The 15271-nt window shown below is 68.3% G+C and carries 11 protein-coding genes and 1 pseudogene; 10 read left to right on the top strand and 2 right to left on the bottom strand.

Annotated features, from left to right (window positions below):
* Window positions 1-17 precede the first annotated feature (17 nt).
* Window positions 18-1367 carry a mucin-1 gene (locus tag OG381_RS43860; RefSeq protein ID WP_327721574.1) on the bottom strand — a complete coding sequence of 450 codons (1350 nt, stop codon included), beginning with the start codon at window positions 1365-1367 and terminating at the stop codon, window positions 18-20.
* 180 nt (window positions 1368-1547) lie between these two features.
* On the opposite strand from OG381_RS43860, the gene OG381_RS43855 reads away from it, so the two are divergent.
* The 9 genes from OG381_RS43855 to OG381_RS43815 all read left to right on the top strand — a co-directional run bounded on the left by OG381_RS43855 (window position 1548) and on the right by OG381_RS43815 (window position 12365).
* The gene (locus OG381_RS43855; protein WP_327721573.1) at window positions 1548-2567 is read left to right on the top strand and encodes a LacI family DNA-binding transcriptional regulator; all 1020 of its coding nucleotides are present in this window, start codon (window positions 1548-1550) and stop codon (window positions 2565-2567) included.
* 97 nt (window positions 2568-2664) lie between these two features.
* Window positions 2665-4008: an ABC transporter substrate-binding protein gene (locus tag OG381_RS43850; RefSeq protein WP_327721572.1), complete on the top strand. Its 1344-nt coding sequence runs from the start codon at window positions 2665-2667 to the stop codon at window positions 4006-4008.
* A 28-nt stretch (window positions 4009-4036) separates the two neighbouring features.
* Window positions 4037-5029 carry a carbohydrate ABC transporter permease gene (locus OG381_RS43845; RefSeq protein ID WP_327721571.1) on the top strand — a complete coding sequence of 331 codons (993 nt, stop codon included), beginning with the start codon at window positions 4037-4039 and terminating at the stop codon, window positions 5027-5029.
* 5 nt (window positions 5030-5034) lie between these two features.
* On the top strand, window positions 5035-5877 hold the full coding sequence (locus OG381_RS43840; RefSeq protein WP_307022028.1) for a carbohydrate ABC transporter permease: 843 nt from the start codon (window positions 5035-5037) through the stop codon (window positions 5875-5877).
* Between the two features lie 295 nt (window positions 5878-6172).
* Complete coding sequence (locus tag OG381_RS43835; RefSeq protein WP_327721570.1) at window positions 6173-7366, top strand: DUF3500 domain-containing protein; 1194 nt, start codon at window positions 6173-6175, stop codon at window positions 7364-7366.
* Window positions 7363-8748 carry a HupE/UreJ family protein gene (locus OG381_RS43830; RefSeq protein ID WP_327721569.1) on the top strand — a complete coding sequence of 462 codons (1386 nt, stop codon included), beginning with the start codon at window positions 7363-7365 and terminating at the stop codon, window positions 8746-8748. The genes OG381_RS43835 and OG381_RS43830 overlap by 4 nt, the downstream gene beginning before the upstream one ends.
* Before the next feature lie 300 nt (window positions 8749-9048).
* On the top strand, window positions 9049-9738 hold the full coding sequence (locus tag OG381_RS43825; RefSeq protein WP_327721568.1) for an NPCBM/NEW2 domain-containing protein: 690 nt from the start codon (window positions 9049-9051) through the stop codon (window positions 9736-9738).
* Between the two features lie 24 nt (window positions 9739-9762).
* A complete protein-coding gene (locus OG381_RS43820) occupies window positions 9763-11445 on the top strand; it encodes a phosphorylase family protein (RefSeq protein WP_327721567.1) in 1683 nt (560 codons plus the stop codon).
* Between the two features lie 104 nt (window positions 11446-11549).
* Window positions 11550-12365: an SAM-dependent methyltransferase gene (locus tag OG381_RS43815; RefSeq protein WP_327721566.1), complete on the top strand. Its 816-nt coding sequence runs from the start codon at window positions 11550-11552 to the stop codon at window positions 12363-12365.
* A gap of 132 nt (window positions 12366-12497) precedes the next feature.
* Here the strand turns inward: OG381_RS43815 and OG381_RS43810 are convergent.
* Window positions 12498-13598: pseudogene (locus tag OG381_RS43810) on the bottom strand (pectate lyase family protein); the annotation flags it as partial.
* Between the two features lie 465 nt (window positions 13599-14063).
* Between OG381_RS43810 and OG381_RS43805 the strand changes: the two are divergent.
* Window positions 14064-15251, top strand: a complete 1188-nt coding sequence (locus OG381_RS43805; protein WP_327721565.1) for a right-handed parallel beta-helix repeat-containing protein — start codon at window positions 14064-14066, stop codon at window positions 15249-15251.
* The last annotated feature ends 20 nt before the right edge of the window (window positions 15252-15271 follow it).

The following is a 15271-nucleotide window of genomic DNA, read 5'->3' as shown; positions in this document are numbered from 1 at the left end:
GGCGGGATCACGGGCCGTCAGCGCGTCGTCGGGCCGGGCCAGATGGCCGAGGCGTCGTCGCGGTCCATGTCGGGCAGGCGGATCGGGCGGACGGGGACGGTGCGGGTGCGGCCCTCCGACATGACCGTCCAGGGGGCGGGACGGCCCGAGTAGCACAGGGTGGTGAGCACGAAGACGCCGTCGGCGTAGACCTCGACGTATTCGCCGATGGTGAGGATGCGCAGGGTGGTGGCGGGCTCGGTCAGTGTCGTCTCGCCGAGCCGGTCCCCGTGGGGGCCGGTGACCCAGAGGTTCTTGCCGTCGCAGCCGACGAGCAGGGCCGGGCTCTCGCCGTCGGCGGTGTCGGTGCGCAGGGCGATCTCCACGCGGCCGGTGAGGGTGACGTCGCCGACCGCGTGCAGGGCGGGCTGTTCGGTCTCCTCGCCGAGCCAGGCGTTCAGGCCGGGCCACCATTCCAGGCGCGGTGACTGGTCCGGGGCGGTCACCAGGAGTTTGGGCTGGGCGAGCATGCCGCGGCAGCGTTCACCGGAGTCGGTGAGGTTCACGCGCCGGGGCGTGGTGTGCAGCACGACGCGGGAGCCATCGGGAGCGGCGATGACGCGCGGGGCGTAGGAGCCGGTCGGGCCGAGCGGGCCGCGGCGGGTCCACGGACCCCTCAGCCGGGGCGCGGTCCACGCCTCGAAGCCGCGTGTGGCGCCGACGGACCCGAGCAGCAGCCAGCTGCCGTCGTCGAGCCGCTCCAGGACCGGGCACTCCAGCTCGTCGACGTCGCCCGGTGCGATGAGCGGCGGGTGGACGGTCCAGTGCTCCAGGTCCTCGGAGGTGGCCCAGGCGACGCAGCCGCCGGACTCGACGGGCAGGGAGGCGTCGGCGGCGCAGACCACCATGACCCAGCCGTCGGACTCGTCGTCGCGGACGACGAACGGGTCGCGCCAGCCCATGTGTTCACCGGTGCGGTACCAGCGCGCGTCCGCCTCGACGACGGGCCCGGTGCCGTGCCGGCGCCAGCCGGTGCCGTCGGTGCGGTCGGAGTAGGCGAGGCCGACCGACTGGAGCGGCCAGCCGCCTGGAGTGAGGCCGCAGACGCCGGTGTAGAACATGGCCATTCCGTCGCCGTGCCGGACGGGGTGCATGGTCCATACGGCCTGCTGGTCGAAGCGGCCGGGCAGACCGTTGCCGAACGCGGTGCCCTCCGGCTGCCAGCGGACCAGGTCGGTGGAGGTGGCCCGGCCGTAGGACGTCTCCATTCGCAGGTGGTCGAACTCGGCCGTCCACGGGCCCTGCAGATGCAGCACGGCGTAGGTGCCGTCGTCGTCCCGCAGCAGGGCGAAGTCGTTCACACAGAGGCCGGGCGGGGCGTATCGCATGCGCAGTTCCTGTCGGCTCGCAGCGCTCAAACGCATGCGCTGACCATGGATCTCGAAGGTCTCGCTTAAGAATCGGCCCAAGTAAAACCCAACGCAAACGCTTGCGCAACAACGATGCCGGGTCTACGGTCACGTCACCCACAGATCACACCGACGTGAAACCAACGGGAGAAGAGCGCTGTGACCGTCAGCATCACCGATGTCGCCCGCGCCGCCGGCGTCTCGGCGTCCACCGTGTCCCGCGCACTGCGCGGTCAGCCGGGCGTCTCCGACGAGGTCCGCGCCCAGATCACAGCCGTCGCCGCACAACTCGGCTACACCGCGTCCCGTTCGGCCTCCAGCCTGGCCAGCGGACGCACTTACACCATCGGGGTCGTCGTCCCCTACATCGGCCGCTGGTTCTTCGGCACCGTGCTCGACGCCGCCGAGAAGGTGTTCAGCGCCGCCGGCTACGACGTGCTGCTCTACAACCTGAACTCACCCGAGGCACGCAAACGCTTCTTCACCAAGCTGCCGGTCCGCAAGCGCGTGGACGCCGTCCTCTCCCTGCTCATCCCCGACCTGGACGAGGAATCCGCACTGCGCTCCCTCGGCGTGCCGCTGGCCACCACCGTCGGCGGCCCCCGGGACGGCTTCACGGTGGTCGGCATCGACGACCACAGCGGCGCCACCAGCGCCGTACGGCATCTGGTCAACCTCGGTCACCGGCGCATCGGCATGATCTCCGGAGCGAGTGAGCCGCTGCACTGGACCACTCCGATCGACCGCCGTCAGGCCTACCTGGACGTGCTGACCGAGGCCGGTATCGCCCACGATCCGGCGCTGGAGGCGGACGGCGGCTACACCGTCGAGGGCGGCGAGCGGGCCATGACCGAGCTCCTCGCCGTCTCCCGCCCCCCGACTGCGGTGTTCGCACAGTCCGACGAGATGGCGATGGGCGCGCTGCGCGCCCTGCGCCGGCACCGCCTGAAGGCGCCGGACGACGTGTCCGTCGTCGGCTTCGACGACCACGAACTCGCCGAGGTCATCGGGCTGACCACCGTCGCCCAGCCGGTGCCGGAACAGGGCGCGGAGGCCGCCCGGCTGCTGCTGCGCCGGCTGGAGGAACCGGATGCCGAGCCGGTCGGCCAGGTGCGGATGCCCATCCGCCTGGTACTGCGGGAGACCACGGCTCCGCCGAGCCCGCACAGATCCTCGTGACTCCCCGCTCCTCGTCGGGCCACCGCCCTTCGAACCCACCTCGCCACACCCCGAATCGTCGAGTACCAGACCCCTCACCAGCACGGAGGCACCGTCCATGAACGCCGGAAGCAGAAGGTTCCGCCGCACGCTCTGCTCGAGTCTGACCCTCGCCCTGCCCCTGGCGGCGCTGGCCGCCTGCGGTGGAGGCGGCGGCAGCGACGCCTCCACCGAGGCGGGCAGCGGCAAGGGCACGATCAGCGTCTGGGCCCACCAGGGTCAGGCGGGCGAGACCGCCGCGCTGCAGAACACGGTGAGGACCTTCAACTCCTCACAGAGCGACATCAAGGTCGAGCTGAAGCTCATCCCCGAGAACGACTACACCAAGACCATCACCGCCACCGGCGCCTCCGAGCTGCCCGACGTGATGGAGTTCGACGGTCCGACGATGGCGAACTTCGTCTACAACAAGAAGCTCGCGCAGATCGACTCGTATGTGTCCGCGAAGACGATGTCCAACGCCACCGACGCGATCAAGGCGCAGGGCGAGATCGACGGCAAGCACTACGGCCTGGGCATGTTCGACTCCGGCCTCGGCGTATGGGGCAACAAGAAGCTCCTGGACGCGGCCGGCGTCAAGTACCCGACGAGCGCGGACGACGCGTGGACGGCCGCGGAGTTCGACGCGGCACTGAAGGCACTCAAGACCAAGGACGCCGACGGCAAGGTCCTCGACGTCTCCGAGCAGTACGGTCTGGCCACCGAGTGGGGCACCTACGGCTTCTCCCCCATCGTCTGGTCGGCGGGCGGCGCCCTGCTCAAGGACGGCAAGGCCGAGGGCGCCCTCGACAGCCCGAAAGTGGTCGCGGCGATGAAGACCTTCCAGTCCTGGAAGACGTACGTCGACCCCAACACCGACGGCAACGCCTTCGCCAAGGGCAAGGTGGCGCTCAGCTGGGTCGGCAACTGGACCTACCCCGGCTACGACAAGGCCCTCGGCGACGACCTCGTCGTCCTGCCGCTGCCCGACTTCGGCAACGGCTCCAAGACAGGCCAGGGATCGTGGGCCTGGGGCATCGGCGCGGACACCAAGAACGCCAAGGCCGCGGGCGCCTTCCTCGACCACCTCCTGAGCGACGACAGCGTCGGCGCGATGACGAAGGCCAACGGCTCGGTCCCGGGCACCGAGTCCGCGCTCGCCAAGAGCGAGCTGTACAAGCAGGGCGGCCCGCTCCACCTCTTCGCCGACCAGCTCGCCAAGCCGTGCGGTGACAGCGACATCAACACGTCCTGCATCGCCGTCACCCGCCCCGTGACGGCCGGATACCCCACGGTCACCGCCAAGTTCTCCCAGGCCCTCAACGCGATCTACGGCGGCACGGACCCGAAGGAGGCCCTGGAGAAGGCGGCCCGCTCCATCGACCAGGACTTCTCCGACAACGCCGGCTACGAGATCCCGTAGGCCCCCGCCGGGAAAAGGACCCACACCCGTGAAAACCGTGGAACCCGCGCACTCCGCGGCACCCGGCCGCCCCGAGCAGGCCTCCCCCGCCCCGTCCGCCAAACCCGCGAAGGCCGGGCGCAAGAACCAGGACCGGGTGCACGCCCTGCTCATGGTCGCCCCGGCCGTCGGCGGACTGATCGCGTTCGTCGGCATCCCCTTCGGCTACGCCGTCGTGCTCTCCTTCTACAACGTGCGGCTCGGCTCCCCGCTGGAACCCTCGTTCTTCGGCCTGGAGCACTACCGGCGCCTGTTCACCGACCCCGACCAGTCCGGCCCGTTCCTGCGGGCGCTGCTCAACAACCTGACCTTCGCCGCGGTCGTCGTACCGCTCCAGACAGGTCTCGCCCTCGGCTTGGCGATCCTCCTCAACCGCAAGCTCAAGGCCATCGGCCTGTTCCGGTCCCTGTTCTTCATGCCGGTGGTCTTCCCGATGGCCCTGGTCGCCGTGATCTGGCGACTGATCCTGGCCCGCAGCGAGCAGGGCATGCTCAACTCCCTGCTGGACGCGGTCAGTCTCGGCAACTGGGGCGCCTTCGACTGGCTCGGCGACACGGCCACCGCGATGGCCTCGATCGTCGTGCTGTCGGTGTGGCAGGGCGTCGGCTTCCAGATGGTCATCCTGCTGGCCGGCCTGCAGCAGATCCCCGGTGAGCTGTACGAGGCCTCCGAGTTGGACCGCGCGAGCCGCTGGCAGCAGTTCCGCCATGTCACCCTGCCCGGCATCCGCGGCACGCTGGTCTTCGTCGCGCTGCTGACCTCGGTGATGTCCTTCCGGATCTTCGACCAGGTGTACATCCTCATCCGCGGCGGCGGCCTGGACGAGGACGCCACCCGCACGGTCATGTACCAGGCCGTCACCACCGCCTTCGACCAGAACAACATCGGTCAGGCGTCCGCGATCACCGTCGTCTTCTTCCTGATCGTCCTCGTCCTGACGATCGTCCAGCGCCGCGTCGTCCGGCCCGACAACGAGGACTGACCTCCATGGCCATGACCCGCACCCCCGTCCGCCGCATCCTCGACTACAGCGTCCTGAGCGTCCTGGCGTTCGTCTTCGTCCTGCCCGTCCTCTATCTCTTCCTGGGCAGCCTCAAGCCGTCCGACGAGGTCCTGAACGGGCTGTCCGGCTTCCTGCCCACCCATCTGACCTTCGACAACTACTCCGCCGTCCTCGACAGCCTCAACTCCGACAGCACCGGCTACTTCTGGCAGTTCATGGGTGTGTCGGTACTGGTGGCGTTCGTGGTGGTGACGGGCGGGCTGTTCGTCAACTCGATGGCGGCGTACGGCCTGTCCCGGCTGAAGTGGCGCGGCCGGGAAGCGGTCTTCACCCTCGTCCTGCTGCTGATGCTCATCCCGTTCGAGTCGGTGGCCGTCCCGCTCTTCTACATGTTCAACGGACAGCGCAACACGCTCTACATCCAGGCGGTGCCCTTCATCGCCAACGCCTTCGCCATCTACCAGTTCCACACGTTCTTCCGGAAGATCCCCACGAGCATCGAGGAAGCCGCCCGGCTGGACGGCGCGGGCCCCTGGCGCACCTTCTTCGCGATCATCGTGCCGATGTCCAGGCCCGTGTTCGCCTCGGTCGCGATCCTGACCTTCCTCATCCAGTGGGGCTCCTTCCTGTGGCCGGTCCTGATGGTCTCCGACCCCTCGGTGCGCCCCCTCCCCCTGGAGATCAGCGTTTTCCAGGGCCAACAGCCCCCGGACTGGGGCCAGATCCTCGCCTTCGGCGTCCTGCTGGTCCTGCCGGTACTGGTGGTCTTCGCCTTCTTCCAGCGCTGGTTCGTCCAAGGCGTGGCCAGCTCCGCCGTCAAGGGCTGAGAGCCGGGGCGGCTGGCCCTTTCGGCGGCTGAAGTCGCGATGAGAGCAACCTGTCGACGAGCACAGGATATTTCCCGTATACGGGCGCCCGCCGCCCAATTGAGACAGGCCCGAAGGCTCGCGCGTTGAGCTGTCAACAATATTGCTGATAGTTCTCTCGTCCAGCGCGCGCGTGTTCCGGACGTCGCCGTCCGCAGAGTCGGCGACGTCCCCGCCTTTCCTTCAGGGAGTGTCCGTGAGCAAAGAGAGAACACGTCGGGCCCGTAGCCGACGGACGTGGCGAGGTATAGCGGGCGTGGCCGCCGGTGTCGTCCTCGTCGGCGGCGGATTCGTGGCGGCCAACGCCGCGACGAGCTCGAGCGACGCCAAGAAGGCCGGGGTCCACTACCCGGTCGACAAGAAGGCCAACGGTGTCGCGGCCGTGGTCAGCGCGGCCAACGCGTTCCTGAACACGCTGGACTCCGACCAGCAGGCGGAGACGGTCCTGGACTACTCCCAGGCGAACGCGACCGCGTGGTCGAACCTGCCGTGCGGCTCGTCCTGCCGGGTCGGCATCCAGACGGGCTCACTGAGCGACGACCAGCTGGCCGCGCTGAAGAACGTGCTGAAGGTCGCCCTGGGAACCGGCGAGGGCACCGGCTACGAGCACGTCCTCGAGACCCTCCTGGCCGACGACCAGCTGGCCTCGGCGGAGGGCTCGGGCTCCGGGCCCGCCGCACCGTCGGGCAGCGCATCGAGCGACACCACCGCCTCGGCGGACCCGAGTGCTACAGCCAGCGGCGCCCCGACTGGCGCCCCGCCGTCCGGCGGAACCGGCGGCGGCGCCGGTGGCGGGTACGGCAGCGACATCTATTTCCTGGCCTTCCTCGGCACCCCGTCCGTCGACGGCACCTGGCAGCTGCAGTTCGGCGGCCACCACCTCGCGGTGAACGTCACCTACAAGAAGGGCAAGGTGGCAGGCGCCAGCCCGTTCTTCACCGGCGTCGAACCCACCAGCTGGACCACGGACGACGGCACCACGTACGAACCGATGGCGAAGTTCCGCAACGGCATGCTCGCCCTCACCGCCAGCCTGAGCACCGAACAGCTGGCCAAGGCCAAGCTGTCCGAGTCCTTCAACGACGTACTGCTCGGCCCGGGCGAGGACGGCCAGTTCCCGGAGACCAAGCAGGGCATCAAGGCCGGCGAGCTGTCACCCAAGCAGCAGAAGCTGGTCCTGGCGGCGATCCACCCATGGGTCGCGGGCGTGGACGACACCACCGCCAAGCAGCTCATGAAGACGTACGCGCGCGAGCTGAGCAAGACCTATGTCAGCTACTCCGGCGGCACCGCCCTGGACACCCAGGGCGACTACGTCCGCATCGACGGACCCAGCGTGTGGATCGAGTTCGTCTGCCAGAACGGCTTCGTCTACCAGGACAAGGTCCACTACCACACCGTGTACCGGGACCACACCCGCGACTACGGCAGCGAGTTCTCCTTCTCATGACCGGACCGCGAAACTGGCTGACCACAGCACTGACACGACTGGTGGCCGGGATCGCGATCGTGGTACCGGCGGCGCTCCTTTTCGGGGCGTCGCCGGCCGCCGCGCATCCGATGCCGCACTCCGTGGTGGAACTCGACGTGTACCAGGCGTCGGTGAGCGCACAGCTGGAACTGCCGGCCGACGACTTCTCCCGGGCCAGCGGGATCGACCTGAGCGACACCACCCAGGCCACGCTGTCCGAACGGGCCGAGGCCATCCGGACCTACCTCGGCACACACATCAACCCGACCGGCACCGGGGGCAATAGCTGGCAGGTCAGTGTCGGCGGCCTGAGCCTCAGCAGCACCGAGCAGACCTCCACCGGCCCCTACCGCGAGCTGGTCGCCGAGGCCGTCCTCACACCGCCGGCCGGCACCGACGTACGGCACTTCACCTTCGACTACGACGTCATCGTCCACCAAGTCATCACGCACACAGTCCTGGTGACCGTTCGTCAGGACTGGGCCGGCGGGCAGGTCGACGACGCGGGCACCACCCAGGTCGGCGCCATCCGGGTCGACACCCGGACCATGAAGGTCCCGGCCCTGAAGGTCGACCTCGAGGAAGGCAGCGCCTGGCGCGGCTTCCTCGCCATGGTGAGGCTGGGCGGCGACCACATCCTCACCGGCACCGACCACCTACTCTTCCTGCTGATCCTGCTCCTCCCCGCGCCCCTCGCGGCTACCGCAGGACGGTGGAGCGGGCTGGTCGGCGCGCGCTCCGCGCTCGGCCGGATCGGCCGCATCACACTCGCCTTCACCGCCGGGCACTCCGTCGCGCTGGCCGCGACCGCACTCGGCCACCTGGACATCCCGAGCCGGCCCGTCGAGGCGTTCATCGCTGTGAGCATCCTCATCGGCGCCGTCCACGCGATCCGCCCGCTGTTCCCAGGCCGCGAGGCGCTCGTGGCAGGGCTCTTCGGGCTCGGTCACGGCATGGCGTTCTCCTTCGTCCTGGCCGAGATGCACCTGTCCACCGGACAGCTCGTGACCAGCCTCCTCGGCTTCAACCTCGGCATCGAGCTGGTCCAGCTCCTGCTGGTCTGCCTCGCCCTGCCCTCGCTGCTGGTCCTCGCGCGCCTGCGTATCCAGCCCGTACTGCGGCTGGCCGGCGCCACGCTCACCGGCACGGCGGCACTCGGCTGGCTGGCCGACCGCCTCGGCCTGCCCAACCCCGTCGCCCGGGCAGCCGACAGCGCCGGATCCCACACCACCGCGATGCTGGCCACCCTCGCGATGACCGCACTCGCCACCATCGCCTGGACCCTGACCACCCGCCGGCAGACACAGCACGGTCCGCCCGGCACCCCGACGACGGCGACCGCCGACCCAGCGACGACATAGATCCGTTGCTCAACGGCCTTCGCGATCGAAGAAGGGCGTGCGCTGCGCGCGCACGCCCCCTGAATGTCCCGAGCGCCCGGAGGCGAGTCGGCAACTGCGGTGTTGTCGCTGTGCCGGGTCCCTACTGTTGTGGCAGCCGTGAAAGGGAAGGATCCGCTCTCCTTCCTGACGACCTGACACGGCATCACGCATCAGTCAACTCATCGCTCGAGTGCCGGAACGGTCTCTCGGCCGGACGACGGCGGTCGACGGCCCAGAACCGGTTCCCGGCCCGGAGCACGGACGTTCGGGGGGACAGAAATGGATCTCGACAAGAAGACGGACAGCGACAGGGACGAGCGGCGGCGTCGCCGTCGCTGGGGCGTCATCCCGCGCTGGCTGGAGGTCCTTGCGATCTGCATGGCGACGGTGGCGGCCGGGTTCTTCGGCGGCAGGGTCACGGTGGTTCAGGCCGACGCCCCCACGCCGACCGCCACCATCACGGCAACGGTCACGGCGACACCGGAACCCAAGGTGAGCGCCGGCGTCGAGTCGGATCCACCGACCGAAGATCCGACGACGCCTGAACCGAGCACACTCCAGAACGCCTCCAGCGTCTACCTCGCGGACCTCGACCCTGTAGAGGGGGACCGAAGCGTCCAGCCCATCACGGTTCACGGCCGGCACTACGCCAAGAGCATCACCCTCACCTGCAGCAGCAGTGGCACCAGCGTCGTCTACAGCACCAGCGGATACACACGGCTCCAGGCTCAGGCCGCCATCGTGGCCGACTCGCCCAACGCGATCGGTTCCATGGGGACCGTCAAGGTCACCAACGCGGCCGGAGACCCGATCGGCAAGGACGCCACCATCCAGTCCAGCAAGGCCACCGAACTGTCGGTCGACGTCACCGACCAGGACCAGATCCAGATCGCCTGCGTGATGACGAAGTCGGGCGACGAGGACGGCTCGTACTTCTACGGCGGCCTGGGCGATGCCACGCTGTCGTGAACAGCCCGGAACGAAAGAGACGTCATGAGGCCACCGGCGCCCGGCGCGGACATCGTCGTCTTCAGCGCGCTCGGCAAGGAGTCGGCCGCGGTGATGGATCACCTCGAAGGACCACTTGCCGAACACGAGGTCCGCGGAGCCCTGTTCGAGCTCGGCGAGTTCACCGGCGAACACGCCACCTGGCGCGTGGCATGCCATGAGACAGGAGAGGGAAACGCCGCCGCAGCAGCCCTCGTCGAACGTGCCGTGACGGAGTTCGAGCCTCACCACATCTTCTTCGTGGGCATCGCGGGCGGCCTGAAAGACGTGCAGCTGTGCGACGTCGTGGCCGCCCGCCACATCTACGACTACGAGAGAGGCAAGGACGAGGAGGAGGGCTTCCAGGCCCGTATCACCACCCATCTGTCGTCCTTCGCCCTCGTCCAGCGTGCCCAGTCGGTCGCCCGCTCGGAAATCTGGCGGGACCGCATCAGGGCCCCGCTGCCCGACCGCACTCCGAAGGCGTACGTCAAACCCCTCGCCGCCGGTTCGAAGGTGGTGGTCAGTGAGCGCTCCGCCACGGCCCGGCTGCTCGCCCGGCACTGCGGTGACGCGCTCGCGGTGGAAATGGAGGGATACGGCTTCCTGCAGGCCGCGTACGTCAACGCGGGCGTCGGCGCACTCGTCGTCCGGGGGATCTCCGACCTGCTGTCCGACAAGGGCGAGGACAACGACGACGTCTGGCAGCCGGCTGCCTCCAGGTGCGCCGCGGCCTTCACCTTCGAGGTGCTGTCCAAGCTGTCCGCTCCCCCGGTCCGGCGAGGCGGACTGGGGAATTTCGTCGGCGAGTTACGCCGGACGCGGCAGCCCGGCGGGCAGGCGACGATCGGGTTCGGGCCGGATCACTCGGCGGTCGTCATCGGCGGGGACGGTTCGATCGAGCGGTGGGACCTGAAGTCGGGCGAGTCGCTGCCCGGTGTCCCGGGCGAAGGCGAACTGCGCCTCGGCCACCAGGCCATCGCCTCGCCGTGCCGCCACAGTGTCGCCATCGCCCGCCGGACGCGCCTGGAACTCGTCCACTTCGTGGGCACGTCCGGCGAGCACCGGCGGCGTACCGCGCCCCTGGCCCAGGACGAGTTCCTGGTCACGAGTGGAGGCACCGTTGTGGCGACCCATGACGGCCGCCGCCTGGCCGTGCGGGACTTCGAGGACGGCCGGATTCTCCGCGAAGTCCCCTGCCCTCGGGGCCTCGCGGCATCCGCCATCAGCACCGACGCCTCGGTTGTCGCCATGGCCACCTCGAACAAGGTCCACGTCCACCAGCGGCATCGTGGATCGGTCGAACTGGACATCCGTAACCGGCTGGGGATTCTCAAACCGGGCTGCTGGCTGAGCGTCTCCCCCTCCGGAAGGTACGTCGCGTGCGCCACCTTCCGCGAACTACGGGTCTGGCTGACGGATGACCAAACCATCGTTCTGCACCGGGAGTTCAGCAGACAGGAGAGCGTCGACAGCCTGGGCGCCCAAGGCATGCGCCTGCTCTGCACCGACGAAGGGAAGGTGCTGTGGCTCCGTCGGGGCCTGCTGTCCCAGGTGACCCACCAGCCCGAGATCCGCCATCTCGAACAGGCCGGCCGTTACGACGACTTCGCCGTCCACCCCGACGGAAACCTGCTGGCGGCCGTCAGCGGCACCAGCCTCGTACGGACCTGGGAGTGGAACGGCTGAGGTCGCCCAGGCCGGGCCCCTCAACGGGTGGGCGCGAAGCGGGTGTTCGGACGTAGGTTGTGCGGTGAATGACCCGTATCTCGGCTGAAGGACTGACGCGACTCATGACTGACCCTGTGACGACGCCCGAACCAGCGGAGCACCAGAAGATCGACACCTCTGTGCCGCACTCGGCCCGCATCTGGAACTACTGGCTGGGCGGCAAGGACGACTACCCCGTCGACGAGGCGGCCGGCGACGCCTACACCGACGTCTTCCCCGGCATCGTCACCATCGCCCGCAGCAGCCGCGCCTTCCTGCGCCGCAACATCACGTATCTGGTCTCCGAAGCGGGGATCCGGCAGTTCCTGGACGTCGGTACCGGCCTTCCGACCGCCCAGAACACCCATGAGGTCGCCCAGCAGATCGCCCCCGAGGCACGGATCGTCTACGTCGACAACGACCCCATGGTCCTTGGCCACGCGCGTGCCCTGCTCTATTCCACCCGCGAGGGCGCGACGGCCTACATCGACTCCGACGTCACGGACCCGGACCGCATCCTCGCCGCGGCCGCGAAGACGCTGGACTTCCGCCGGCCCACCGCGCTCATCCTCAGCAACATCCTGGGACACGTCGCCGACCACGATCAGGCCCGCTCCATCGTCACCCGGCTCATGGACGCCCTGCCCTCGGGGAGTTACCTCTCCATCAACGACGGCTCACGCGGCGTGGACCCGGTCTTCGAGCAGGCACAGGACGCGTACAACGAGAGCGGGGCGGTGCCGTACAACCTGCGCACGGTTGAGGAGATCACCGCGTTCTTCGACGGTTTGGAACTGGTCGAGCCGGGCGTCGTCTCGGTCACGCAGTGGCGTCCGGAGCCTGGTGCCACCGGCGCGGACATCATCGCCGAGCACGGCGGTCTTGCCCGGAAACCGTAAGCGGCGACCATTGCGGTCGTCGCGGCATGATCCAGGTGCCGCGATGAACCCGACCGTGCGGGCCGGCAACCAGGAGGTAGTCCCCTGTCGCCGTCCCGCACGTTGCCGTGTCCCGTTCCGGCGATCTGGTCAGCAACTGCCGTCCGACACCAGCAGCCCCTTGCCGGCACCTGCCGTCCGGCTCACGATGTTCGGCACGCAGGAGGCCGCGTCGAGGCTGTGGGCGTAGGGGATGCTCACCGTGGTGTTGGACTTCGGGTCGGGGCCGGCGGGATGGTTCTCCGAACCAGGGCTGGACCAGGTCACGTTGTCGTAGATGTTGCCGCTGACCTGCCAGTATCCGGCCGCGTCGGTGTAGAAGGTGCCGAGGACGTCCTTGGAGTCCTCGAAGTAGTTGTTGTCCACCTTGGCCTTGGCGCCGGCCCGGGAGTTGATGCCGGACTCGTTGAGTTTCACGTAGTGGTTGTTGTACATGTGGGCCGTGCCGCCACGCAGCAGCGGGGTGCGGGAGTCGATGTTCTCGTACCGGTTGTGGTGGTAGGTGATGAAGGTGTTCGAGACGTCGCTCTCACTCGACCCGACGAGGCCACCGCGGCCGGAGTTGCGCAGGATGCTGTAGGAGAGCGTCACGTACTGGGTGTTGTCCTTCATGTCGAAGAGACCGTCGAATCCCTGTGCCTCCCCACCCGACGCTTCCAGGGTGGTGTGATCGACCCAGACGTTGCGGACGTTGCGCTCCATGCCGATGGCGTCACCGCCGTTGGACGTGGGCGAGCCCGACTTCTTGACGTTCCGGATGGTCACGTTCTGAATGATGATGTTGCGGGCGTCGCGCAGGTGGATGCCCAACTGGTCGAAGACAGCGCCGCTGCCGACCCCGATGATCGTGACGTTGCTGACCTCCTTGAGCTCGATCACACCGGCGGCGGTGTTGCAGCTGGCGCCCGACACCTTGGTGGTGTTGCCGTGGTTGATGGTTCCCTGCACCTCGATGGTGATCGGGGTGCTGCTGCTGGCCCGGCCGCACAGGGCCGCGTGGATCGCGGTTCCCGTGGTGGCCCGTACGGTCGCCCCGCCCGCGCCGCCGGTGGTCCCGCCGTTCTGGGTCGCGTAACCGGTGGCGCTACCGGTCGCCGCCGATGCCTCGGGTATCGACAGAACGGCACCGGTCGCGGCCGTGATGGCCATCGTGGCCAGCGCCGCGTGGAGTCGTAGTGAGAGTGGTCGCTTCATCCTCGTCTCCTCGTCTTCTCGTTCGTCCTCGAATGTCGGGGCGTTGCTTGCGTCGGCATGATCGGCCGGACGGTGGGCCCCTGGCTCCGGCAACGGAGCACCAGGCGCACGAGCTGATCCCCTGCGGGTAAGCGCTTTCTCGGACCGTAGGGACCTGTCACGACCGCGTCAATAGTGTTGTACGGAATCTGTTCACGTAGGTGAACGCACGGCGGGTGCGGCACCCAGGTCAACGCGCCCCAGGTTTGCAGACCTGGACCCTGGAGGTGCACTTCATCCCTTACGAGCGGAACTTTCGGGCTGCCACACCACCCCACTCGGGCGCGACGGCGACCATTGCACCGGATTCATGGATACAGACAACGATCATGTGCAGATACCTTGACGTGGCTATGACACGCTTCTTTACTTCTCCGGAAAGCGCTTTCTCGCCATCTGTTCTAGGCCTCGCTCTGGAGACGAATCATGCACCTGAAGCACGTCGCCGCGTCCACCGCCCTCTCCGGACTGCTGGCCGGCTTCCTCACCTTGGGCTCCGCCGGCGGTGCGCACGCCGCGACCGACCTGTACGTGGCGCCGAACGGCAGCGACAGCAACGCGGGAACGCTCACCGCCCCGTTGAAGACCATCCAGCGCGCCGTGGATCTGGCGCAGGCGGGGACCACCATCCAGGTCCGGGGCGGGACATACGCACCGAGCAAGAACCTTCAGTTACTCAAGAGCGGCACGGCGAGCCAGCCCATCACCCTGCGCAACTACAACGGCGAACGCGCGATCATCGACGGCGAGAACATGCCGTACACCCCGGGAGCGGTGGATTCGAGCATCCCCCGTTCCGAGCGCGGTGCCGTCCACATCGAGGGGGAGTACTGGCGGCTCGTCGGCCTGGAGATCATCCACGGCCCCTACGGCGTGTTCGGCGTGGACACCAGCGGCAACGTCTTCGACCGCGTCGTCACCCGGGACAACTACGAGTCCGGGTTCCACCTCCAGGGCGCTTCCAGCAACAACCAGATCCTGAACCTGGACAGTTACGGAAATCGCGACCCCCGCAAGAACGGTGAGAGCGCCGACGGGCTCGCCATCAAGGAGGGCACCGGCAGCGGCAACGTGTTGCGTGGCGCCCGGCTGTGGAACAACGCCGATGACGGCCTGGACTTCTGGATGTTCGACAACTCGCCCATCCTCGTGGAGAACACGCTCGCGTGGGGCAATGGGTACAACCGGTGGAACCTGCCCGACTACCAGGGCGACGGCAATGGCTTCAAGATGGGCGGCAACGGCGTGGCCGCCAACCACACTGTCCGCAACAGCATGGCGTGGGACAACTCCGCCGGTGGCTTCGTCGACAACAACAACCCGGGCAAGATGAAGATCGAACGCTGCACCGCGTGGGACAACGTGAAGACCGGCTTCACCTTCAACCGGTCCTCCAGCACGCTGACGAAGAACCTCGCGGTGGCCAACGGCACCGACGTATCGCTGGGATCAACCTCCACGGGCAGCGGCAACTCCTGGAACATCGGCGGAAGTTGGTCTCTCGCCAGCACCAGCGCGGGCACGATCACAGGTCCCCGGGCGGCCGACGGCTCCATCCCGTCCTCCACGTTCCTGCGCCCCAGCAACGGCGCGGATGTCGGGGCACGGTTCTGAGCGAGCACGCCCGAAGACTC

It is taken from the genome of Streptomyces sp. NBC_00490 (genome assembly GCF_036013645.1).
Lineage (GTDB): Bacteria > Actinomycetota > Actinomycetes > Streptomycetales > Streptomycetaceae > Streptomyces > Streptomyces canus_F.
The sequence above is the reverse complement of the archived record's forward strand: the minus strand, read 5'-3'. Positions and strand labels throughout refer to the sequence as shown.

Excerpts from the sequence above, each read along its gene's own strand:
- OG381_RS43840 (WP_307022028.1), top strand. The coding sequence starts at position 5,035 with ATGGCCATGACCCGCACCCCCGTCCGCCGCATCCTCGACTACAGCGTC.
- OG381_RS43805 (WP_327721565.1), top strand. The coding sequence starts at position 14,064 with ATGCACCTGAAGCACGTCGCCGCGTCCACCGCCCTCTCCGGACTGCTG.
- OG381_RS43830 (WP_327721569.1), top strand. The coding sequence starts at position 7,363 with ATGACCGGACCGCGAAACTGGCTGACCACAGCACTGACACGACTGGTG.
- OG381_RS43825 (WP_327721568.1), top strand. The coding sequence starts at position 9,049 with ATGGATCTCGACAAGAAGACGGACAGCGACAGGGACGAGCGGCGGCGT.
- OG381_RS43850 (WP_327721572.1), top strand. The coding sequence starts at position 2,665 with ATGAACGCCGGAAGCAGAAGGTTCCGCCGCACGCTCTGCTCGAGTCTG.
- OG381_RS43860 (WP_327721574.1), bottom strand. The coding sequence starts at position 1,367 with ATGCGATACGCCCCGCCCGGCCTCTGTGTGAACGACTTCGCCCTGCTG.
- OG381_RS43820 (WP_327721567.1), top strand. The coding sequence starts at position 9,763 with ATGAGGCCACCGGCGCCCGGCGCGGACATCGTCGTCTTCAGCGCGCTC.
- OG381_RS43815 (WP_327721566.1), top strand. The coding sequence starts at position 11,550 with ATGACTGACCCTGTGACGACGCCCGAACCAGCGGAGCACCAGAAGATC.